At 68.0% G+C, this 21,630-nt stretch carries 19 protein-coding genes; 6 read left to right on the plus strand and 13 right to left on the minus strand.

The genetic code is table 11. The features are described from left to right. Positions 1-62 precede the first annotated feature (62 nt). From JK358_RS30930 to JK358_RS30985, 12 genes are all read right to left on the minus strand, one after another. Entirely contained in the window at positions 63-710 is a 648-nt protein-coding gene (locus JK358_RS30930; protein ID WP_201954697.1) for a TetR/AcrR family transcriptional regulator, read from the minus strand. Further along, a complete protein-coding gene (locus JK358_RS30935; protein WP_201954698.1) occupies positions 700-1,563 on the minus strand; it encodes an alpha/beta fold hydrolase in 864 nt (287 codons plus the stop codon). Before JK358_RS30935 ends, JK358_RS30930 begins: the two co-directional genes overlap by 11 nt. Positions 1,564-1,605: 42 nt before the next feature. Next, on the minus strand, positions 1,606-2,856 hold the full coding sequence (locus JK358_RS30940; RefSeq protein ID WP_201954699.1) for an acyltransferase family protein: 1,251 nt from the start codon (positions 2,854-2,856) through the stop codon (positions 1,606-1,608). A 2-nt stretch (positions 2,857-2,858) separates the two neighbouring features. Beyond that, on the minus strand, positions 2,859-3,797 hold the full coding sequence (locus JK358_RS30945) for an SGNH/GDSL hydrolase family protein (RefSeq protein ID WP_201954700.1): 939 nt from the start codon (positions 3,795-3,797) through the stop codon (positions 2,859-2,861). A 41-nt stretch (positions 3,798-3,838) separates the two neighbouring features. Continuing rightward, positions 3,839-4,222, minus strand: coding sequence for a hypothetical protein (locus JK358_RS30950; protein ID WP_201954701.1), 384 nt, complete (start codon positions 4,220-4,222; stop codon positions 3,839-3,841). Positions 4,223-4,283: 61 nt separating this feature from the next. Beyond that, entirely contained in the window at positions 4,284-5,390 is a 1,107-nt protein-coding gene (locus JK358_RS30955) for a DUF3419 family protein (RefSeq protein ID WP_307817820.1), read from the minus strand. Between the two features lie 31 nt (positions 5,391-5,421). Next, entirely contained in the window at positions 5,422-6,996 is a 1,575-nt protein-coding gene (locus tag JK358_RS30960; protein ID WP_201954702.1) for an MFS transporter, read from the minus strand. Then, on the minus strand, positions 6,993-8,471 hold the full coding sequence (locus tag JK358_RS30965; RefSeq protein WP_201954703.1) for an FAD/NAD(P)-binding protein: 1,479 nt from the start codon (positions 8,469-8,471) through the stop codon (positions 6,993-6,995). Before JK358_RS30965 ends, JK358_RS30960 begins: the two co-directional genes overlap by 4 nt. 39 nt (positions 8,472-8,510) lie before the next feature. Next, complete coding sequence (locus JK358_RS30970; RefSeq protein ID WP_232852177.1) at positions 8,511-9,614, minus strand: acyl-CoA dehydrogenase family protein; 1,104 nt, start codon at positions 9,612-9,614, stop codon at positions 8,511-8,513. Positions 9,615-9,654: 40 nt separating this feature from the next. Next, entirely contained in the window at positions 9,655-12,273 is a 2,619-nt protein-coding gene (locus tag JK358_RS30975) for an aminotransferase class III-fold pyridoxal phosphate-dependent enzyme (RefSeq protein WP_201954705.1), read from the minus strand. 25 nt (positions 12,274-12,298) lie between these two features. Then, positions 12,299-13,339, minus strand: a complete 1,041-nt coding sequence (locus JK358_RS30980; RefSeq protein ID WP_201954706.1) for a 3-oxoacyl-[acyl-carrier-protein] synthase III C-terminal domain-containing protein — start codon at positions 13,337-13,339, stop codon at positions 12,299-12,301. A gap of 1 nt (position 13,340) precedes the next feature. Then, positions 13,341-15,416 (minus strand): AMP-binding protein, encoded by a 2,076-nt coding sequence (locus tag JK358_RS30985; protein WP_201954707.1) that lies wholly within the window; start codon positions 15,414-15,416, stop codon positions 13,341-13,343. A 299-nt stretch (positions 15,417-15,715) separates the two neighbouring features. Between JK358_RS30985 and JK358_RS30990 the strand changes: the two genes are divergently transcribed. From JK358_RS30990 to JK358_RS31000, 3 genes are all read left to right on the plus strand, one after another. Continuing rightward, on the plus strand, positions 15,716-17,194 hold the full coding sequence (locus tag JK358_RS30990) for an amidase (RefSeq protein WP_201954708.1): 1,479 nt from the start codon (positions 15,716-15,718) through the stop codon (positions 17,192-17,194). Positions 17,195-17,304: 110 nt separating this feature from the next. Beyond that, on the plus strand, positions 17,305-18,168 hold the full coding sequence (locus JK358_RS30995; protein ID WP_201954709.1) for an SDR family oxidoreductase: 864 nt from the start codon (positions 17,305-17,307) through the stop codon (positions 18,166-18,168). Positions 18,169-18,311: 143 nt separating this feature from the next. Then, complete coding sequence (locus JK358_RS31000) at positions 18,312-18,506, plus strand: hypothetical protein (RefSeq protein WP_201954710.1); 195 nt, start codon at positions 18,312-18,314, stop codon at positions 18,504-18,506. Here the strand turns inward: JK358_RS31000 and JK358_RS31005 are convergent. Beyond that, on the minus strand, positions 18,471-18,857 hold the full coding sequence (locus tag JK358_RS31005; RefSeq protein ID WP_201954711.1) for a VOC family protein: 387 nt from the start codon (positions 18,855-18,857) through the stop codon (positions 18,471-18,473). The genes JK358_RS31000 and JK358_RS31005 overlap by 36 nt on opposite strands. Before the next feature lie 135 nt (positions 18,858-18,992). Here JK358_RS31005 and JK358_RS31010 point away from each other — a divergent pair, with 135 nt between their 5' ends. The 3 genes from JK358_RS31010 (at position 18,993) to JK358_RS31020 (ending at position 21,545) form a co-directional block, all read left to right on the plus strand. Beyond that, on the plus strand, positions 18,993-19,775 hold the full coding sequence (locus JK358_RS31010; protein WP_307817821.1) for a class I SAM-dependent methyltransferase: 783 nt from the start codon (positions 18,993-18,995) through the stop codon (positions 19,773-19,775). A gap of 89 nt (positions 19,776-19,864) precedes the next feature. Beyond that, a complete protein-coding gene (locus JK358_RS31015; RefSeq protein ID WP_201954712.1) occupies positions 19,865-20,470 on the plus strand; it encodes a TetR/AcrR family transcriptional regulator in 606 nt (201 codons plus the stop codon). A 94-nt stretch (positions 20,471-20,564) separates the two neighbouring features. Beyond that, complete coding sequence (locus tag JK358_RS31020; protein ID WP_201954713.1) at positions 20,565-21,545, plus strand: flavin monoamine oxidase family protein; 981 nt, start codon at positions 20,565-20,567, stop codon at positions 21,543-21,545. Positions 21,546-21,630: the final 85 nt, after the last annotated feature.

Below are 21,630 nucleotides of genomic sequence, written 5' to 3' on the forward strand. Positions count from 1 at the left end.
TCTGCCGGAACAGCGGTCGAAATAAATGGAGGGGCAGCGTGTTCCGGCGGCCGCCGCAGCGGTTACCGGATCGGCTGTGCCGCGCCGAGGGTGTCGGCGGGCGTGCTCACCCGGTCACCGCGCACGACGCCGGACACGATCGCCATCAGCGCGCGCAGCGCGTGCTCGCCGGCCGTGACGGGGTCGGGGGCGCTCGCGACGACCATGCCCGCCTCAGTGATGGCGCTGAGCAGGAGTTGGGCCAGGACGGGAATGTCGACATCGGCGAGGCGTCCGGCCGCCCGCGCCGCCTCCAGCGGGGGAATGACCAGGCCGAGGCCGTGCCGGATCTCGAACTCCCGCCAGGTCTGCCTGCCGAGCACCGCGGGGCCGTCCGAGAGCGCTATGCGCACCATCTCCGGGCGCAGGCAGATGTCGAGGAATGTCTTCAGGGCGATCTCGATCAGGACGATCGGATCATCGGTGTTCGCGGCGGCGGTCGCCGCGCTGATCTCCTCGCTGTTCTCTCTTTCCAGTTGTTCGAGCACCACGATGAACAGACCGCGTTTGTCGCCGTACTGGTATTGCAGAGCGCCACGCGTGACCCCGGCGACGGCGACGATCTGATCGGCCGACACGGCGGTGAAACCGTGTTCGGCGAACAGTTGGCGGGCCGCGCACTCCAGGGCGAGTCTCGTACTGAGCGAACGCTTTTCGTGGCTACTGGTCATGCATTCGAGTGAACTCCAGAATCATCCTGGTCAGCAACTCCGGCTGATCCTCGGGACTGGCCGTGTAGGAGTCGTCGATCAGCTTCAGGGTCGCGTTGGGCAGATCCGCGGCGAGCCGCTCGGCCAGCGGCACCGGGAACAGCTTGTCCTCGCGCGCCCAGGCCAGCAGGATCGGGATATCGATCTTCGCGTACCGGGTGGCCGCGTCGAGGGTGTACTTCCGGTTGGCGGTCTTGAGGAATCGGCGCAGATCCGCGCGGATGGCGGCCGAATTCCGGCTGGGCAGCAGGTAGGTGTCGACGATCTCGTAGGGCACCTGGTGCTTGGCCACCCAGCCCAGCGCCACCGGCAGCGGATGCAGCGCCCGGATGCGCAGCAGCTCGGTGAGCGGCCGGATGGAACCGGGAATCCGCGCCAACGGCGGCAGCAGGTTGAACGGCGGCGGCAGGAACCGCTCGTAGCAGTCCACCGAGGCCAGTACGACCCGGCCGATCCGGTCGGTGCTGCGGCTGAGCAGCACCTGCGTGATCGCGCCGCCGGTGTCGTTGGCGACCAGCGTGACATCCTCGAGGTCGAGCCGGGTCAGGAAGGCCGCGATCATGTCGGCCAGACCCGTGGGTGTGAGATCGGCCTCGGGCACGGGAATCGAATGCGCGCCCAGCGGCCAATCCGGGGTGAGGCAGCGGTAGCCGGCGGCGGCGATGTCCGGCACCATCTTTCGCCACAGATTGGCATTGACCAGCAGCCCGTGCACGAATACGACCGGTGCGCCGGAGCCGGTCTCGTAGTAGCGAATCCGGCCGCCGGGCAGGTCGATTTCGTGCGGTTGACCGAGCGATGCGCTGAGAGCCATGATTTCTCCGAATTCGTTGTCGTGCGATTCGTTCTGACGCGATCAGGGAAGTGTCGCTTGCGATTTCACGCCCGCTCGCCGTCCGGCGAACCTGCGCATGAGGGGCTCGTCGAGCCAGTGGTAGAGCAGTGCCGCCGCGGCCGTCGCGGCCACCAGGCTCAGTGTGGCGAATCCGAGCCAGCCGAGCGGGCCGAACTGCCGTCCGCCGATGAACCATCGGGTGATCAGGACCATGACCGGGAACTGGATCAAATAGAAGGCGTAGGAGATCTTTCCGAACCACACCATGGTGCGCGTCGAGTTGAGCCCGCCGCTACCGGCGAGATCCCGCGCGGCCAGGGTCGCCACCACAGCGACCATGGGTCCGACCAGCAGCGCCGACATCTTGTAGTTCACCGGCACCACCCAGGTCGCGAGATACGCGATGGCCAGCGCGGCCAGCGGCAGCCGGATGCCGGTCACCCGCCAGCGTCCCTCGTGCACCAGCCGCCCGGCCAGCACCCCGAGATAGAACTCCGGCAGCCGCGACAGCGGGAAGTAGTAGCTGAGCCAATACGAGTGCGGCACCGGGATATCCGCCTGCCGGAACCACGCCTGCGAGGCATGCAGCTCGTAGTACGGCGAGGTGTCGCCGGGCACCAGGCGCGGCGCGAAGGCGTTCTCGATGCCCTTGGGTCCGGGCACCCCGAGGTAGTAGACCGTGTGCAGTACGAGGATGAACGCCAGCAGTCCGCCCAGCCACCACCACAGCCGCGCGCTGCCGATCCGCAGCACCAGGGGCAGCAGCAGCGGAAAGCTGCAGTAGAACAGGATCTCCGCGCCCAGCGACCACGCCGGCACATTGAGCCCGCCGACGGTCGTCCACTTCGGCACCCAGGTGTGCACCAGCAGCAGATTCGGCACCCACACCACCAGCCGGTGCAGTGGCACCGAGGCGGCGACGAGGAACACCGCGGCCGCCGCCAGATGCGTCGGATAGATCTTCAGCACGCGCCGCCAGTAGAACATCCGCACCGAACTGCCCGGCGTGAACGACCAGTAGATGATGAATCCGGACAGCACGAAGAAGAACGTCACCCCGGCCGCGCCCAGCTGCATCGGAATCACCTGGTGCAGTTGCCGGAACAGCTCCGACTTCTGGAACGGGTACACCGGCAGGAACACCAGCGCGTGCAGGATGAACACCGCGAACGCCGCCCACCACCGCGCCCCGGTCAGCGACGGCAGGGCGGGACGCTTGCCACCGGGTTCGGGCGGGGCCTGCGGCTGTGTCGCGATGATCTCGCCGGTCATGATCAGCCCGCGATCATCCGCTGCAGCCCCGCGGCCACCTCGGCGTCACCGCGGGCCGACGGGTGCACCGGTGTGCCCATGAATTCGCTTGCGGGATCCAGGATTCCGGCCAGCCACGGTTCGGCGGTGCACAGGCCGTGCCCCGCGGTGACGGCCCTGGCATCGAAGAATTCCACGCCGAGTTGCTGCGCGCCCTCGCGCTGCGCGATATCGACCCGGTTCCACAGTTCGATCGCCGACCCCGCGCGCTGCTGCACGATCTGGCCGACGCCGAGCACATTGATGCACCACGTATTCGAGCCGGGCGCGTTCATTTCCGGGTAGCCCACGAAGATGATGCGGGCATTGGGCGCGTAGAAGCGGACGTAGTCGACGACGGGCTTGACGCGCCGCACGTATTCGGCGGTGGTCAGGCCCCGATAGTCGGTCGCGCGACCTTCGGCCGCGGCCTCGGGACCGCAGCCCCGGATCACGTCGAGCACGCAGTTGAGCAGCGTCTGGCGCAGCTTCACCTGGTTGTCGCCCCAGGAGTCGTTGAGTCCGGTCTGGATCAGCACGGCCTTGGTGCGCGGCCCGAACGCGCCCTGGGCGTCGACCTCCCGGGCCTCGTGCACCAGCGTGTATCCGGGGCCGCTCACCAGCGTCGCGCCACGGCAGGAGGCGTCGACGAAATCGCTGGAGTCCCACAGCCCCATGCCCTGCGCCAGCTGGGTGGGCCAGGAGGTGGCACCGTGTGAGCAGTCGGGCTGTGCGCCGGGCGCGGTGTTCTCCAGCGCGGCCGCGATATCGCCGTTGGCGGTGAAGGAATCACCCATCACCACAACGGATTTCCCGCCGTCGACGGGTGCGGCTCCGGCGTATGGCGCGGGTGCGGACAGCAGGGCCGCGGCCATGGTGACGGCGGCAGCGCCCAGCATGGCGGGGCGGGTCGAATTCGTCATGCTCTTCCTTGTCGAATGCACCGGATGCGATCTCCGGTCGATCAGTAGCCGGCCCTGGGTTCGAAGCCCGGATCGGGCAGCGTCGGCGCCTCGGCCGCGGGCGGCTCCGGATTCCGGGTCGCCGGATTCTGCGGGGCCGGATTCTGTGGCGCGACGGTCTGCGGCGCGACGGTCTGCACCGGCGGCGCGGGCGCGACGGCCTGCGGTTCGGTTGTCGCGGCAGGCGCGGTGGCCGGCGGCTCGGACGCCACGGTGGACACCGGCGCGGTCGTGGTCGTCGGCGCGACCGTGCTGCCGACGGTCGTGGTGGCCGGACTGTCCGAACTGTCCGAGCCGCAGGCCGCGGTCCCGGCGGCGATACCGCCCAGGGCGGCGGCGGCCACGATGATCCGCAGCGTCCGCGAATGAATGATGTTCTGTCTCATGGCAACTCCCGCACGATCCGTCATGGCTGCTCCCGGTTCCGTAGGTGTGGTTCGCACGCCGCTACCGCTGATCCGCGCCGACGGTGTAGATCTCGAACTGGTACACGAAGGCGTAGTCGTCGAAGTACAGCTGGGCGCACAGCTCGTCCTCGCGGTGCAGCAGCTGTCGCAGGTCCGCGGCCGGGGTGTGCCGGGACAGGAAGTTGCGGTAGCAGATTCGCGCACCCGGTCGCGCCACCCGCACCACCTCTTTCATGAGGGTGGCGAACTGGTCGCGGTCGATGCAGCTGGTCACGTCGGACAGCGAGAACTTGTCCACGGATCCGTCCGGCAGTGCCCGCAGCCGCTCCATGAGATCGCCGCGCACCACGTTCACCTTGGTGGTGGCCGCGCGAATGGCCTCCACGTTCTCGCGAAGCAGGTAGTGCGGCAATACATCCCGGCGCGGGTACCGGCCGTGGAACATGAACGACACCCAGTCGTTCTCCCCGGCGAGATGGTTCTCGAAGGTGTGGTCGAGGCGCTCCAGAACGTAGTCGCCGCAGGACTTCTCGTCGGTGACGACATTGTAGGAGTCGTCGTTGAGCACGGCCTTGAGCGTGCGCTCGGTGAAGCCGTGGCGAATCATGGTGCGCCACAGCACGCCGTCGACCCGGCCGCGATAGATCCGCCGCTGCGTCGCGAGGTCGGTGGCGGCGAACAGATCCCGCATGGCGCGGCCGTAGAGCAGCTTCATGGCCGGGGCGACCAGGCGCACGTAGAGCTGTTCGTGCCGGCCCGCCAGCAGTACGCCGCCCACGATGGCCTTGCGGTAGCGGGTGAAGTAGGCGACCGCGCCGTCGGACAGGTGCGGTTTCAACTCCTCGAAAAGCCGCCAGCGACTGGTGGATTCGTCGACGCCCAGGAATTCCAGCAGGGTGTCGTAGGAGAAGTGCCGGATGGCGGCCAGCTTGAGCTCGAGCAGGTAGGTCTGGCCCGGCGAGCTGTCGATGGAGGTGACCGTGTGCGGGTTGTTCACCACCAGGCTCAGGGCCCGGCAGCCGCTGCCGGTCACCGCGAGCACATCGTCGTTCTCGGTGATGTCGAGCGCCCGCATCTCGGAGCGGGAATCTTCGTCACAGGTGCTGTAGAGCAGCCAGCGGTCGTTGGTCGTCTCTGCGGTTGTCACTGTCGTTCACCCTTCGCGGAGCGTGCGCGGCTCAGGCCTGCGTCGCGTCCGTCAGATCGGATTCGGGGTCGTCGGAGGTCACCGGCGGCGGTGGCGGCGAGGACGGCAGCAGGGCGGCGGCGATCACCGCGGCGACCGCGCACACCGCGGTCACCACCAGGCAGGTGATCTGGAAGCCGTGCACGAACGCGTCCCGCACGGCGGTGCGCAGTGCCTCGGCCGCGTCGGTCTGGCCGCGTCCGAGCAGCCCGGCCGCCTGCTGCAGCGCCGCGCCCAGGGAATCCCGGGCGGCGTCCAGAACCGTTGCGGGAACGCCCTTCACGCTGCCGTCGGAGAGTTCGCCGGTGTAGAGCGAGTGGTGCACGCTGCCCACCACCGCGATGCCGAGCGCGCCGCCGAGCAGCCGGGTGGCATCGTTCATGGCGGAGCCGACACCGGCCTTGGCGGCCGGCACCACGCCCATGATGGCCTCGGTCGCCGGGATGGCCACCGCGCCGATGCCGAGGCCGATCACCACCATCTGCGCGGCGATGATCGGGTAGCCGGTCGCCGCGTCGTCGAAGGCGAACCAGGCGTAGGCGATTCCCATCAGGATCAGCCCCGCCGTCACCACCGCGCGGGTGCCGAGCTTGACGGTCAGCTTGCCGCCGAGCACCGACCCGATGATGATCGCCACCGCGACCGGGATGAGCCGCACGCCCGCGCCCAGCGGCGTATAGGACTTCAGGAACTGGAAGTACTGCGTCACCAGGAAGGTGAAGCCGTTCAGCGTGAAGAACGTGATGGTGATGATGCCGCAGGCCGCCGAGAACCGGAGGTTGCCGAACAGCCGCACATCGAGCATCGGCGCGCGAGCCGTCAGCTCCCGCCAGACCAGTCCGGCCAGCAGCAGCACCGCGCCCGCGAACCCGAGCAGCGTCCGGGCCGAGAGCCAACCCTGTTCCGGCGCTTCGATGATGGTGTACACGAGCACGCCGAGCCCGGCCGTCGAGAGCACCAGACCGGGCAGATCCAGCCCGCGCCCGTGCGGATCCCGGGAGTCGGGCACCAGCAGCGCCACCAGCACCAGGCACACCACGCCGACAGGCACCACGACGACGAACACACTGCCCCACCAGAAGTGGTCCAGCAGCAGCCCGCCCACGATCGGCCCGAGCACCACGCCGATCCCGGACACCGCACCCCACACGCCGATGGCCGCCGCGCGTTCCTTGCGCTCGGTGAACACGTTCGTGAGGATCGACAGCGTCGACGGATAGATCATGGCCGCGCCGACACCCATCACCGTGCGCGCCGCGATCAGCTGCTCGGTGCTGTCGCACAGTGCGCCCGCCCCGGTCGCGACGGTGAACACCACCAGCCCGCCCAGCAGGATGCCGCGCCGGCCGAACCGGTCGCCGAGGCTGCCCGCGACCAGCACCAGGGCCGCGAAGGTGAGCGCGTACGCGTCCACGATCCACTGCAAACCGCTGGTGCTGGAACCCAATTCGCGTACCAGGCTGGGCAGTGCGAGGTTGACGATCATCGCGTCCATGTAGATCGCGATGACGCACAGGCAGAGCACCGCGAGGACGGGCCCCTTGGCGCGGGTCGGCGTGGTGGTCATGACGGTCGCACTCCTTCGTCGTCGTTCGTGCGCAGAGCGGTGGCGAGCAGCACAGCTTGGAAGGACAGCGCGATGACATCGTTGGTCACGAGCACCGCGCCGCGGATCAGGTCGCCGAGGATGTGCAGTCCCGGCACCGGCGTCCCGGTGCGGTCGAGCGCCTCGAAGGTCGGGACATGCACCCGCACGCCGCCGAGCGGATGCGCGTCGAGCAGCCCGGCGTCGAGCAGGCCTGCCAGCATCGGCTGGGTGCGCAGGGCGGCGGCGTCGGTGCCCGCGCCGGTGGCGTTGATCACGACGTCCGCGAATTCCGTTGTGTCACCGAGGTGTACGGCGAAGCCGTCGCCGGTGTGCCGGACATTGTGCAGGCCGTCACGCACCCGGAGCTGCCCGGCGTCCATGGCGCTCACCAGGCGGCGTGCGGTCTCGGCTGGGATGGGTGCGCCGTGTACCAGCAGCGGGGTCAGCCATTTCTCGAAGAATTCGGCGCGATCCGGTTCGACCAGGAGCTGCCAGGCGGGCAGCAGGGTGGGGGAGGCCCCGTTGACGATCTGCTGCCAGCCGCGTTCGATCCCGGCCTCGACCTCGGCCAGTTCATGAGCGAGGTGATCCCGGGTGGTCGGGCCGCCGTCGCGCACCTCGGTCCAGTCCGGCGGTTGCGCGGAGGCGGCTTCGATATCGGCCATGAGCGCACGCCCGAAGTCGGTGAGCCGCAACGATCCCGCCGCCGCGGCCCGGCCCATGCACGCCTCGATGTGTGGAGTCGGCGCGGTGGTCTCCGGGCCGCGCAGCCGGGGCAGCCGACCGGAGCGCGAGGCGAGCAGCACCGGCCCGGTATGCCCGCGTGCGGCCAGGGTGAGCGCGGTATCGACGGCGGTGAGCCGGGTGCCGAGCACCGCGACCCGCGCCTCGGCGGGAAGCTGCGGCAGCTGCCACGGATCGGTGAAATACCCTGCCGCCCCGGCGATCCCGGGGTACGGGTCCGCCTGCGGCAGCATGCCGATCCCGAGGACCACCCGGTGCGTGTCGAATACCTGCCCGCTCGCGCACTCCACCCGCCAGCGCCGATCACGGCCCGGCCGCACGCCGACCACCTCGTCGGTGACGACATCGACCGTGACCCCGGCCGCCGTCGCCTCCTTCACCGCCTGGTCGAACATGTCGCGCACATAGCGCCCGAACCAGTACCGGGCCGGGAACTCGGTGACGGATTCCCCGGCGGCCGCGGCCTGTTCGGTGACCCAGCGCGCGTACTCGTCCGGATCGCCCAGGTTCAGGCTGGATTTCGCGGCGCGCGTATTGATCAGATGCGTCGGCTCCGGCGACCCGAACGGCAGCTGGTGTGCCGCCGGATCCCGGTCGATGACGACATAGCGGGATCCGGGCGGCATGGCAGGCAGCAGCTGCCGCGCCAGGGCCGTGCCGGTGGGCCCGCGCCCGATCTGGACGACCGCGCTCCCGACGTCGATGGTCATGGGGTGTGAACCTCGAATCCTGTTCTGCGGCAGTACCGGTCAGGCGACGATCAGCGGCTCGCCGGCCACGAATCGGTCCAGCGGCTCGGCGATGTTCATGCGTGACGGCGGATGGAAGGCCAGTGCCCGGCAGCCGGTGTAGAGCTGCGCGGAGTCACCGGTCATGAAGGCGATGCCGCCGAGCAGTTCGGTCGCCAGGCCGGAGGTGCGCTCGATGGCGCGCTGGGTGGCGAAGCGCAGATGCAGCGCGCGGGCCACTGTGCCGGGATCGATTGCGCCCTGGGCGATCTCGTTCGCCACGGCTTCGATGGCCGCCATCGCCGTATCCAGATCGCCGACCATGGCCATCCGGTCGGCGGCGGTGCCCTTGCGGCCGTCGAGCACCCGCTCCACCAGCCCGCTGGCCATCCCGAGGTAGCAGGCCGAGACCAGGACGCTGAAGGTCAGCCACGCCGCGCTGAGCGCGTCGTTGAGAGTGTCGTCGGAGCCGCCGAAGAACGAGATCGCGTCCTCGGCGACCGCCACATCGGTGAGCACCACCTCGTGTGTCTCCGAGCCGGGGAAGACCGCGACGCCGGGTAGCGGGCGCACCTCGATACCGGGCGAGGCCGCCGGAATCACCGCCAGCGCAAGCTGATCCGCGGCTTCGCCGTCCGGCCGTAGCCGCACGCTCGCGGTCAGGATGTCCATGGACTTGGACAGACTGCACGGCTTCTTGCTGCCGCTGATCTTCCAGCCGCCCTCGACGCGCTCGCCGTGCAGCTTCGGGGTGATGACGCTCGCCCCCGGAATCCCTTCGGCGAAGGCCGAAGCCAGGTACAGCCGCGCCTGGGCGACCATATCCAGCATCATGTCGCCGGCCGGACCGGGCGGCATGGCGGCGACCGTGCACGAGTGCATGTTCACCGCGATGGCCAGTGACGGCGAGCGCGCGCCGAGCGCCCGGTGCACCCGGGCGGCCTCGGCCAGATTCGCGCCGCAGCCGCCGCGTTCCGCGCCGATGAGCAGTCCGGTGCCGCCCGCGTCCCGGAACAGCGCCAGTGCCGGGGTATCGGCCGATTCGAGCAGCTCCAGCGGCATAGCGGCGAGCTTGGCGTCGAGGCCGGGCAGGAAACGCTCCGTCGTCTCCCGTTCCCTGGTCATGAAATTCATTGCGATCCTTAGAAATTCGTGGGAGGTGTGGTCAGACGACGAAGAGCTGATCGGCGAGCATCTCGTCGAGGCTCTTCTCGAACGCGTGCGCCACCTGATCGAGGTCCTCGACGGTGTGCGCCGCGCTGATCAGGAAGCTGTGCAGTTCCGGCAGGTACACCTGGTGCTTGCGCATGTAGTACGCCAGCGCGATGGTGGCCTTGAAGTTGCTGCCCGCCATACGTTCCCGGTACAGGCCCGCCTCGCGGTGGCTGAAGTTCAGCGAGAAGATGGAATTGCGGGCATTGATGCGGCAGGCGACCCCCCGCTGTTCGGCCGCCTCGCGCATCAGATCCGCCAGCCGCTGCGTATTCTCCTCGAGCTGGGCGTAGATGTGCTGGTTGTCGCGCAGATGCCGCAGTGCGCCGAGCCCGGCCGCGCAGGTGAGCGAGTTGCCGCTGAGCGTGCCGCCCGCGAAAACCTTGTTCTCGTAGTCGTAGTAGGGGTCCTGCGAGCTCTTGGCCGTGTCGATCAGGTGGGCCTTGCCGATCACCGCGCCGCACGGCAGCCCGCCGCCGATCACCTTGCCCAGGGCGGTGATATCGGGTTCGATGCCCGCCATCACCTGGACGCCGCCGTAGGCCACGCGGAAGCCCGAGACCACCTCGTCGAAGATCAGCGGAATGCCGAGTTCGGTGCACAGGGAACGCAATTCGGCCAGGAAGTCGTGGTGCAACGCGACCACCGAGGTGGGCATCGGCTCGAGCAATACGCAGGCCAGGTCGTCCGCGTGCTCGCGCAGCCGGGCCAGGCCGGGGATGTCGCCGTACTGCAGCACCACCGTGTTGGACACCGCGCCCGGGTCCACGCCCTGGGAACCGGCCACCGGCTCGGGCCGGTGCTTGTCCCCGGCGAACCGGAACCACGAGCTGACCATGCCCTGATCGGAGAAGCCGTGATAGTGGCCCTCGAACTTGGCGACCATGGTCTTGCGCCGGTAGCCGCGGCACATGCGGATGGCGAACTGGATGGCCTCGGTGCCCGAATTGCACAGCAGCGCTTTGTCGGCCGCCGGGAACGCGTCCACCAGCAGTTCGGCCAGTTCGATCTCGGCGCGGTTGCCGATGCCGTTGACCAGTCCGCGCGCCGTGCCCTCGGCGATGGCGGTGTTGATCGCCGGATGCGCGTAGCCGAGCAGGTGCGGACCGTAACCGCCGGACAGGTCGATGTACTGGTTGCCGTCGTAGTCGGTGACGCTGCCGCCGGAGGCCTCGGCGACGAACACCGGGAACCCGCTCGGGAAGAAGTACCGGTCGATATGGGTCGGCGCGACGAGCGTATCGCGGGCGCGGTCACGCAGTTTCAGCGAGGCGGGCATCTGCCGTTCGAAGTCGACGGTGAAGCGGCGCTCCACCTCCGCGTTCATATACGGCGAGTACCGGTCGGTGAACTTGCGGGCATTGGCCCAGATGTCGATGTTCGGATCGATCTGGGTGGCGAAGCCCTCACACGACAGGAAGACCAGCTCGACCTTCGTGAAGTTGGTCGTGTAGCGCGAATCGTACTGGCGCAGAATCGCGTTCACATCATTGAAGTAGGAGATGGTGGACCACTGACTGGAGCTGACGTCGAAGTGGAACTTCAGCACCTCGGCCATCTGCGCGTCGTAGGCGGCGCGTTCGCGTTCCAGCTTGTCCCCGGCGATCACGAAGTACCGGGTGAAGCGGTCGATCGCGATATCCCACTCCTTGCGGGTGCAGGCGTAGTAGAACGACGACAGCCCCCACTTCTCGTCCTCGGTGAGCTCCACCGTGACGCCGTAGTCCAGCAGCACCAGCCTGCCGTCGGGCGTGAACAGCACATTGCCCGGATGCGGGTCGCCGTGGCAGACGCCGTGCATGTACAGCATGGTGTAGATGACGTCCTGCAGCCGGCGCGCCAGCTGATCATCCGGGAAATCGACTGTGCGCGACAGCTTTCCGGGGATGCCCTCCATGAACTCCATCACCAGCATGCGCGCGGTGACCAGTTCCGGGATCACCGACGGCACCAGCACATACGGGTGGGACTTGAAGTTGTGGTGGATACGCTGCTGCTGGCGGGCCTCGTAGGTCATATCGGCCTGGGGGCGCAGCAGGCGCGCCACCTCCTCGAAGCGGCCGGGCAGGCCGAGCTCGCGCACCGGCGGGGTGACCCGGTGCACCAGCTTCACCAGCGAGCCTATGGCCGTGAGGCTTTGGTCGATCTGCTCCGGCACGGCGTTCTTCACCAGTTTGACCGCGACCTTGCGCCCGTCGGGCAGCTCGCCGATATGCACCTGCGCCACCGAGGCACTGGCGATCGGCACGAGATCGATGGAGCGGAACGTGGATTCGAGCGGCCCGCCCAACTCCCGCTCCAGCGCCGCCCGGGATTCGGCCGGCGACATGTGCGGGGCCTGATCCTGCAGCACCCGCAGGGTGTCGACCCACGACGGCGGCAGCAGATCCGACCGGGTGGCCGCGATCTGCCCCATCTTGATGTAGATGGGCCCCATACGCAGCAGGAACGCCAGGATGGCGTCGGCGCGCCGCTGCTCGGCGTCCACGTTCCTGCGCAGGATCGACCCCACCGAGTACTCGGCGGCGCCCAGCGCGGTGTACGCGGTCGCCTTGGCTAGATGTCCGAACACTGAACTCACCTGATCCGATCGCGCGTCAGAAGACGAAAGTGAAAGCGCCGAAGGACATTCCGGCACTGCCGACCCAGCCGACAGCGCGATCGCCGGGCCGCACCAGGTCCTGCTCGAGCGCCGAGGCGATGGCGGTGGGAACCGAGGCGGACACCACGTTGCCGGTCCGGTCGAAGACGTGATGGATGGCCGAGCCCAGCCCGACCTTGTCGGCCATACCCTGCCAGTAGCGCTTGCTGGAGGCGTGCGTGAACAGCGCCTTCACCTCGTCCACCGGCGGGTCGAGCCGTTCGAAGACCGCGAATCCGTCGTCGGCGTGCTCGTGCATCTCGAAGCCGTAGGAGGTGAAGTAGCCGACGCCGTTCGCGGCCAGCTTGTCCGACGGATCGCAGAAGCCCTCGTACCCCTCGATGGTCACATTGCACAGCGGGGCGAGATCGGGGCGAGAGGCGAAGCGGAACTCCCACGGCTCGTGCTCCTCGGCGGTGAGCACCGTGGCGGTGGCCGCCTCGCCGAGGGTGTAGGCGGGGAAGATCGATTCCAGCGCGGCGAGTTCCGGGATGCGGAACAGGTGCGGGAACACCACGCCACCCGAGCGCAGGTTGAACTCGGCGTTCACGATCAGCGCGGTGCGGTACTGCCCACTGCGGAACAGGGATTCGGTGACCTGCACCGCTCGCGTCCAGCTCATGCAGGCGTCCAGGATGTCGAAGCAGTGCGCGTTGTCCAGCCCGATCGCCGCGGCGGTGTGGTACGCCCCGCCCGGTTCGATGAAGCCGCGGCCGATGCCGGTGTAGATCAGCAGATCGACGTCCTGAGGCCGCACCTCGGCCTGGGCGAGCGCCTTGTTCGTGGCCGTGCGCAGCAGGTCGATGGGACGCTCGCCCGCGTCGAGCCAGCGGCGGGAATCCGAACCGGCGAACTTCAGATAGTACTCCACCTTGCGCAGCGCGTCATCGAGATCGCCGGTGAAACCGGCCGCGCTGTGCTCGGCGATGAGGGCGGTGATATCGGCATTGGTGACCGTGCGCGAGGGCAGGCCGGCGACGGCGGATTTGAGCCTCATATCAGCGGGCCCCCACCGCGGGATCCACGGATTGCGCAGGCGCGGTGATGCTCTCGGCGATCGCGGCGGTCATCTCGGTGATCGACGGCGCATCCCACATCAGCTCGGGCGGGAACCGCTTGCCCGACCAGGTTTCCAGGTGTTCGTGCAGGGTCATCTGATCCAGCGAGCTGAGGCCGAGTTCGGCCAGCGAACGGGACTCGTCGACCGTCGCGTGCCCGGCGCGCTCGGCGATCCAGGTCCGCGTCGTCGCCAACAGGCCCTGCTGTACCAGCTCACGCATGGAGGGCATGCCGGTGGATCCGGATTCGGTTGCCGCAGAGGTTGTTTCGAGAGCAGGGCTGTCCATGGGCACGGTGGCCTCCCATCGGTAGACCTCGCTGAGCGCACCCGCGAGGTAGTCGGTTCGACATCGCTGCCTGCGGAGCTTGCCGCTGGTGGTTCGGGGCACGGTGCCCTCGGCGATGAGTACGATCGCGCTCGGCGCGATCCCGTGTATCCGGGCGACGGCGTCGTGGATCACCGCGACCAGCTGTTCCGGATCCAGATCCTCGGCGCGGGGTTCGGCGGCCACGACCAGGCTCTCCTGGCCGTCGCGGTCGACCGAGAACGCGAGAACGGCTCCGGCGCGCAGGGATTCGTCGCAGTTCACCACGGTGGCCTCGAGATCCTCGAGGTAGTAGTTGACGCCGTTGACGATCATCAGGTTCTTGATGCGACCGCAGATGTAGAGCTCGCCCTGATGGATGAACCCGAGGTCGCCGGTGCGCAGGTAGGTGCGGTCGTCGTCGGCGCCGGTGATCCGGGCGCGGAAGACGGCCGCGCTGTCCTGCTGTTTGTTCCAGTAACCGGGGGCGACGATCGGGCCGCTGGCCCAGATCTCGCCGACTTCACCGTCGGCCACCCGCAGCCCGGATTCCGGTGTGACGATGGCGATTTCGGTGGGAAGAGTGGCCGTGCCGCACGCGACGAGTTCGGTCGCGGGGGACATGCCGCCCGGCACCACCTTGCGCCGTCCCAGCGCCTCGTTGTCGAAACGGGTTGCGACGTACGGCGATTGCGAGGTGCCCGAGGCGACCTTGAGGGTGGCCTCGGCCAAGCCGTAGCCCGGCGTCACCGCGGTCGGTGGCAGGCCGCACGGCAGGAAGGTCTCCTGGAAGCGGTCCAGGGTCGCCTTCCGCACGGGTTCCGCGCCATTGCTGACCATGCGCCAGCTGCTCAGATCGAGCTCGGCGCGCTGCTCGGGCGTGGTCTTCTCCGCGCACAGGTCGAACGCGAAATTCGGTGAACCACTGTGGGTTCCGCGGTACATGGAGACCGCGGACAGCCAGCGGATCGGATTCTTGACGAAGGTGGCGGGTGCCATCAGCACCGCCCGGATGCCGCTGTACACGGGTAGCAGCACGCCGCTGACCTGCCCGAAGTCATGGAAGTGCGGTAGCCACGACACCACCACGCTGCCGGCGTCGACACCCCAGGTGTGCGCCAGTTCCGCACACTGCTGCAGCATCATGCCGTGCGTGATGATGACGCCCTTCGGGGCCGATGTGGACCCCGACGTATATTGCAGATAAGCGATACTCGACGTATCGGGTTGAATTATGGAAATTAATTCCCGATCTACTGCTTCGGTGTCCGAAGCTATTCTCGGCAGTGACTCCAGATATGTGTCACCCGGAGTTTCCCGCATTCCGGACAAGACATTCGAGGTGCTGATCACCACGCTCGCCGCGCAGTCGCGAGCCACCTCATCGATATGTTCGATACGTGAGCGCTGCGGCGGAAAAAGCGGTACGGCAATGACACCGGCATATAGGCATGCGTAGAACGACACCACATAGTCGAGCCCCGGCGGATGCAGCAGCAACACGCGGTCACCTGCGGAAACTGTGCAGTTCAGCTGGTGTGCGAGCGCTCGGGCGCGCTCGTCGAGTTCACGGTAGGTGAGTGCGTCGGCTTCCCGGCCCTCGTCGTCGAGAAATGCGAAGGCTACTTCCTCGCCATTCTTCGTGGCACGCGCGTCCAGCAGTTCGATCCAGTTTTCGAACACGGCGGACGAAATTGACGGTGAATTCATCGACTACTCCCGTTGGTCCCCCCACACGGAACTGAAGACTTCACCACGGCGATGCACTGCTGCGTCGAAGATGCAGTACGTGGATTGAAATCTGAAACAGACGGTAGACGAGGCCGTGGGACCTCGTCAACCGATGTTAATTAAATTCGAAAATATGACATCCATGTTAACTGGGCGCGGAAACCCCGCGCACGCTGCGGGTTTAAGAGGGTCGAAGCTGTTGCGTAGCAACGTATTCGACTGCTCGTAACCTGAAAAAGGCTCACCTTCAGCATGTTTCGCCGCTACCGTGTGCCAGCATGTCCGATGCCTGTGCCACAGATCTGGTCCTTCTGCCCGCCACCGAACTAGCCCAGCGGATCCGCGCCCGGCGGGTGTCGCCCGTGGAGGTCGTCGACGCGTACCTCGCGCGTATCGACGCGGTGAACCCCGCACTCAACGCCTATGTCACGGTGCTGGCCGACCGCGCCCGCGCCGCGGCGAAGGTGGCCGAGCGGGAGGTGAGCGAAGGCCGGGTGCGCGGGCCGCTGCACGGCGTCCCGATCGCGGTGAAGGATCTGTTCGACTTTCTGGAGGGCGTGCCGAACACCTTCGGCGTCACCGAATTCGCGGGCTATGTGCCCGAGGAGACCGCGCCGCATGTGAGCCGTCTCGAGCAACTCGGGGCGATCATCCTCGGCAAGACCAACACCCCCGAGTTCGGGCACAAGGCCACCACCGACAACCGGCTGTACGGCCCGACCAGCACCCCCTTCGCCGCCGGGCACAATGCCGGCGGATCCTCGGGCGGCAGCGCGGCCGCGGTCGCCGCCGGGATGTGCGCGCTGGCCCAGGGTTCCGACGGCGGGGGATCGGTGCGCATTCCCGCCGCACTGTGCGGCGTGGTCGGGCTCAAACCCAGTTTCGGTCTGCTGGCCGGGGTGGTCCGTCCCGACGCCTTCTTCGCCTTCAACCCGTTCATGGGCAACGGACCGCTGGCCCGGTCGGTCGAGGACTGCGCGCTCATGCTCGAGGCCATGGCCGGCTTCGACGCCCGCGACCCCGGCAGCGTGCCGCTACCGGTGAAGTCCTTCCGGGAGGCCATCTTCCAACCCGCACGGGGTCTGCGCGTCGCCTACCTGCCCACCCTCGGCGGCTTCCCCGTCGCCGCCGATGTCGCCGCGGTGATCGACACCGCCGCCCACGCCCTCGAATCCGCGGGAGTGGTGGTCGAACAGCCCGACTTCACCCTGCCCGCCTCCCACACCGAGGTCACCGACCTGTGGCTGCGCTGCACCGGCTCGGCCATGATCGGCCTCATCGAAACCTTCCGCGACGCCGGCCTCGACCTGCGCGCCGTCTCCTGGGAGACGCTGCCCCCGCACCTGCGCGAAGCCACCGAGCGCGCGACCACCTTCACCACCGCCGACACCCGCCGCGACCAATTCCTCCGCACCGCGATCTTCGACGCCCTCGCCGCGATCTTCGACCGGTACGACGCCATCATCACCCCGACCACCGGAGTCGCCGCCGTGCCCAATGCCACCGACGGCTGGACCGTCGGCCCGACCACCATCGACGACGAACCCGTCGACCCGGTCCTCGGCTGGTGCCTGACCCATCCGTTCAACTACACGGGCAGCCCGGCCATTTCGGTCCCGGCGGGTATGACACCCGCGGGCTTTCCGGTCGGCCTGCAGATCGCGGCACCGCGCTTCCGCGACGACACCGTCCTGACCCTGGCCGCGGCCTTCGAACGAATTCGCCCCTGGCACGGCGAGCTTCGCTTCCCGCGCTGAACCCGGCAGGGATCACACGGGCGAGGTGCTTGCCGAACCCTATACGCTGTCAATCCCGACACCAGCGGTAACCGCGCGATTGCGCGAGCCGTCGCACTGTAAGGAGAACCATGCCCGGAGTAACCGATCGGGTCGTCATCGTCACCGGCGCGGGCGGCGGCCTGGGCCGCGAGTACGCCAAACTGCTGGCGAGCGAGGGCGCGCTGGTCGTGGTCAACGACCTGGGTGGCGCACGGGACGGCTCCGGCGCGGGCACCACCATGGCCGACTCGGTGGTGGAGGAGATCCGCGCCGCCGGCGGCACGGCCGTCGCCAACTACGACAGCGTCGCCACCGAAGAGGGCGCCCAGTCCCTGATCAAAACGGCCGTCGACGCCTTCGGCGCCGTGCACGGCGTGGTGAACAACGCGGGCATCCTGCGCGACACGTCCTTCCACAAGATGACCACCGACCAGTGGAACGCCGTCCAGCAGGTTCACCTGTCCGGCGGCTACCACGTCACCCGCGCCGCCTGGCCCTACTTCCGCGAACAGGGCTTCGGTCGCGTCGTGGTGGCCACCTCCACCTCCGGCCTGTACGGCAACTTCGGCCAGGCCAACTACGGCGCGGCCAAACTCGGCCTGGTGGGCCTGATCAACACCCTCGCCATCGAGGGCCGCAAATACAACATCACCGCGAATGCCGTTGCGCCCCTGGCCGCCACCCGCATGACCGCCGACATCGCCCCCGCCGAAGTCCTCGAACACCTCGCCCCCGCCCACGTCGCCCCGGTGGTCGGCTACCTGGTCAGCGAGGAGTGCACCGACACCGCCACCGTCCTCGTCGTCGGCGGCGGCTCGGTCCAGCGCGTCCAGCTCTTCGCCAACAAGCCCGTCCTGTTCGCCCAGCCACCCACCCTCGACGAGGTAGCCGCCAACTGGTCACGCATCACCGACATGACCGACGCCGAACCCGGCCGCAACCCCCTCGGCTGAACATCCGCCTCGACCGCAGCCCGCGCACGACCCCAACCCCGAAACAACCGCCGCCATGCCCGGTTCGAGAACAGCGTTGAGGGCCGTAACGGGCTGGCGGCGAGCACGATTCAGATCGAGTGCGGCAAGCTCGGAATGACCGATTGAACGAGCCACCTGGCCGACAGCTGTGGCCGGTGCGCGTCGTGGCGGGTGCCGTGGCGGCCGTTGCCATCGTCGCGGGCGGTCTGGCCGTGTTCCTGTCCGCGGGCCCGGAGCACGAACCCGAACCGCCCACTCCGTTGCCGCCGATCATGGTGCCACTATCGACGACCCGGTGGCTCGACGGCGCGAACTGACTGCCTGTGGGCCAGCACGTTGATCACGGCCCCTCCCGGATCCTCGACGAAGAATCGCCGGACTCCCCAAGGCTCGTCGGTGAGGGGGTAGACGATCTTGGCCCCGCGGCGTACCGCTTCGGCGTGGGCCGCGTCCACGAGGGCTGGATCGCCGACGTCGATGCCGAATCGTGGTGTGGGGGTTTCGGTTCCGGGCTTCAGTACGATTACCTGTGCGGCCGGGTTGCCTGGTGCCCGCAATCCGAGGACGGGGGCCTCCATGGCGACCTCGAGGCCGAACACGCCGGAGTAGAAGTCCGCGGAAGCTGCCGGATCGTCACCGTCGATATAGGGGTGGATGCGTTCGATCATCTGATGATTTTGGCCCCTGTTGGGCAGCGATCGCTTGTACGAATCGGAACTGATCCTGGGGTGTGTTCGGGGACTGGGGATCGAACCCGTATCAGGATCCAGAATTGCTGTCCGGCAAGGGTTTACAGCGAATACGTGTGTTGGCGTGTCAGGATGGGGTGCATGACTCCAGTTTCGGAAGGTACTGCGCTGCCCGCTGATTCCGCTCGGGCGTACGACTATGACGGCATCGCTGAGGGGTATGCGGCCGAGAACGAGAGCAGCCTGCTGAACGCTTATTACGAGCGGCCCGCGATGCTGGATCTCGCCGGTGACGTAGCGGGGCGGCGGATTCTCGATGCGGGCTGCGGCTCGGGTGCGCTGTTCGCCGAGTTGCGTGATCGTGGGGCGAGCGTGAGTGGAATCGATGCGAGCGCCGCGATGGTGGAGCTGGCTCGGCGGCGTCTGGGGTCCGATGCGGATGTGCGGGTCGCCGATCTCGTGGACCCGCTGCCATTGCCCGACAATGCATTCGACGACGTTGTCGCCTCGCTGGTGTTGCACTACCTGCAGGACTGGGGTCCTACGCTGATGGAGCTGCGGCGCGTTCTGAAGCCTGGCGGGCGACTGCTCGTCTCGGTCGAGCATCCCTTCGCCATCTGGATCGCCGAGCGCTCCGCCGGGGCGCGAACCGACTATTTCCAGACTCGCGATCGAACCGAGGAATGGACTCTGGGTGGTCAGACCACCCGGCTGAGGTTCTGGGATCGGCCACTCCACGCGATGACCGACGCCTTCACCGCGGCAGGATTTCGCATCGGCGTCATCAGTGAACCAGCGCCCGCTCCGACCGCTCGCGATCTGTTTCCCGAGTCGTTTCGCGAAGTCGTCGGTGAACGGTTCCTGGGGTTTCTGTTCTTCGTCCTGGAGACGGACTGACTTCGCGACCCGGCGGCGCCGGGCCTCGTACGAAGCGGCTTCGGTGCTGGTGGCATGGGAAACTCGAGATCTCGTGCTAGGAGGTTGTGGTGGCTTACGTCAAAGCGGCGGAGCGTGAGGGGCAGATTGTCGCGGCGGCGATTCGGGTGCTCGTCGCCGACGGGGTTGCCGGGACCACGTTGCGGGCTGTTGCCGCTGAGTCGGATATCGCGCTGGGAACCATGCACTATGTGTTTGCGACGAAGGACGCGTTGCTGCGTGCGGTTATCCGTGCGGTCGCCGCGGATGTGTCCGCCGCCCTGCGAGCCGGGGCAGAGGTCGATCAGGGGGTGACGCATGCGCTGCGGCGCAGCGTCGGCAACTTCTGGACCACGCTGGTCGAGCACGAAATCGGTTTGCAGATCATGCAGTACGAGCTGGCGATGTACTCCGCTCGGACGGAGGGGCCGGGCGGGTTGGCGCAACTGCTCTACGAGCAGTACACCTCGCTGGTCGCCGAGTTCTGTGAGCAGGCCGCGCGCGCGGCGGGTGAGCGCTGCGCCGTCGATTTCGAGACGCTGGGGCGGCTGTCACTCGCGGTGATGGACGGTCTGATCGTGCAGTACGTCGCGAATCCGGATCTCGAGCGGGCCCGGCGAGATCTCGACCGCGCCGTGGACATGGTGGTTCGGTACGCGGATCCGCGACCTCGCTGATCCGGCCCTTGCGCGGATGCCGGGGGTGTGGCTTACTGAAAAAGTCGGTCGGTTGTACGACTTAGTGATGACCCGGTGCCCGGAAGGAGCCAGGATGCACGAGAACCCCCAGCATCCGACGCAGCGAGAAGACGCGGACGCCCCCGTGGTGGTCGTCGGCGCGGGACTCTCGGGACTGATCGCGGCCCGCGAACTACACCGCAGCGACATCGACGTGATCGTGCTCGAGGCGGCCGAACGCCTCGGCGGCCGGGCGCTGAGCGAGACCACCGCGCTCGGCTCCCGGGTGGACCTCGGCGGCCAGTGGATCGGCACCCTCGCCGACCGCCTGGCCGATCAGCTCGGAGCGCGAATCCGTCTGGGCCACAAGGTCGTATCGATCACGCGCACCGAAACCGGCGTGCTCGTGGGAACCACATCGGGTGTGGTGCGGGCCGCGAAGGTCATCCTCACCGTCCCGCCGCCGCTGCTCGACCGGATCTCCTTCACGCCCGCCCTGTCCGGAGCGCATGCCGAGCTCGCCCACAACACCTATATGGGATCGGTGTACAAGGCGATCGCGGTCTACGAGCGCCCGTTCTGGCGGGAGCGGCGCGGTGGCGAGCTCTTGATACTGGATGCTCCCGCCCGCGCCGTCTTCGACACCACCCCGCCCGGCGGTCCGGGGCACCTGTGCATCCTCATCGGCGGCCCCCAGGCCCGCGAACTCGACCGCCTCGACGCCGACACCCGCGCCACGACGGTGCTCGACGCGATCGCCCGCCACCTCGGCCCCGAGGTCTCGAAACCGGTCAGCTGGCACGAAAAGTCCTGGCAACTGGACGAATACGTGGGCGGCGGCTACACGGCGCTCGCCGATCCGGGCGTCACCGCCGGACTGCCGCCGGTGCTGTCCACCCCCGTCGGCGATATCCACTGGGCCGGCACCGAACGCGCGCAGGACCACGCGGGCTATTTCGAGGGCGCCATCGAGTCCGGCACCCGGGCCGCGCGCGAGGTGACCCGGGCCTTGCTTCCTCGTACCCGCACGACCGAAACTCGGTGCGCGACCGATCAAGCCGCGCAGCAGCACTGAACAGGCCGCCGCACCCCTACGATGACACCGACGCGGACGCGTCCGGCACGCCGATTTGTCGAACATATGTTCTATTCCTGGGGTA

The sequence above is a fragment of the Nocardia acididurans genome, assembly GCF_016741815.1.
GTDB lineage: Bacteria > Actinomycetota > Actinomycetes > Mycobacteriales > Mycobacteriaceae > Nocardia > Nocardia acididurans.

Excerpts from the sequence above, each read along its gene's own strand:
- JK358_RS30945 (WP_201954700.1), bottom strand. The coding sequence starts at position 3,797 with ATGACGAATTCGACCCGCCCCGCCATGCTGGGCGCTGCCGCCGTCACC.
- JK358_RS30950 (WP_201954701.1), bottom strand. The coding sequence starts at position 4,222 with ATGAGACAGAACATCATTCATTCGCGGACGCTGCGGATCATCGTGGCC.
- JK358_RS30940 (WP_201954699.1), bottom strand. The coding sequence starts at position 2,856 with ATGACCGGCGAGATCATCGCGACACAGCCGCAGGCCCCGCCCGAACCC.
- JK358_RS30990 (WP_201954708.1), top strand. The coding sequence starts at position 15,716 with ATGTCCGATGCCTGTGCCACAGATCTGGTCCTTCTGCCCGCCACCGAA.
- JK358_RS30965 (WP_201954703.1), bottom strand. The coding sequence starts at position 8,471 with ATGACCATCGACGTCGGGAGCGCGGTCGTCCAGATCGGGCGCGGGCCC.
- JK358_RS31005 (WP_201954711.1), bottom strand. The coding sequence starts at position 18,857 with ATGATCGAACGCATCCACCCCTATATCGACGGTGACGATCCGGCAGCT.
- JK358_RS30930 (WP_201954697.1), bottom strand. The coding sequence starts at position 710 with ATGACCAGTAGCCACGAAAAGCGTTCGCTCAGTACGAGACTCGCCCTG.
- JK358_RS30980 (WP_201954706.1), bottom strand. The coding sequence starts at position 13,339 with ATGAGGCTCAAATCCGCCGTCGCCGGCCTGCCCTCGCGCACGGTCACC.
- JK358_RS30960 (WP_201954702.1), bottom strand. The coding sequence starts at position 6,996 with ATGACCACCACGCCGACCCGCGCCAAGGGGCCCGTCCTCGCGGTGCTC.
- JK358_RS30985 (WP_201954707.1), bottom strand. The coding sequence starts at position 15,416 with ATGAATTCACCGTCAATTTCGTCCGCCGTGTTCGAAAACTGGATCGAA.
- JK358_RS30970 (WP_232852177.1), bottom strand. The coding sequence starts at position 9,614 with ATGACCAGGGAACGGGAGACGACGGAGCGTTTCCTGCCCGGCCTCGAC.
- JK358_RS30935 (WP_201954698.1), bottom strand. The coding sequence starts at position 1,563 with ATGGCTCTCAGCGCATCGCTCGGTCAACCGCACGAAATCGACCTGCCC.
- JK358_RS30995 (WP_201954709.1), top strand. The coding sequence starts at position 17,305 with ATGCCCGGAGTAACCGATCGGGTCGTCATCGTCACCGGCGCGGGCGGC.
- JK358_RS31020 (WP_201954713.1), top strand. The coding sequence starts at position 20,565 with ATGCACGAGAACCCCCAGCATCCGACGCAGCGAGAAGACGCGGACGCC.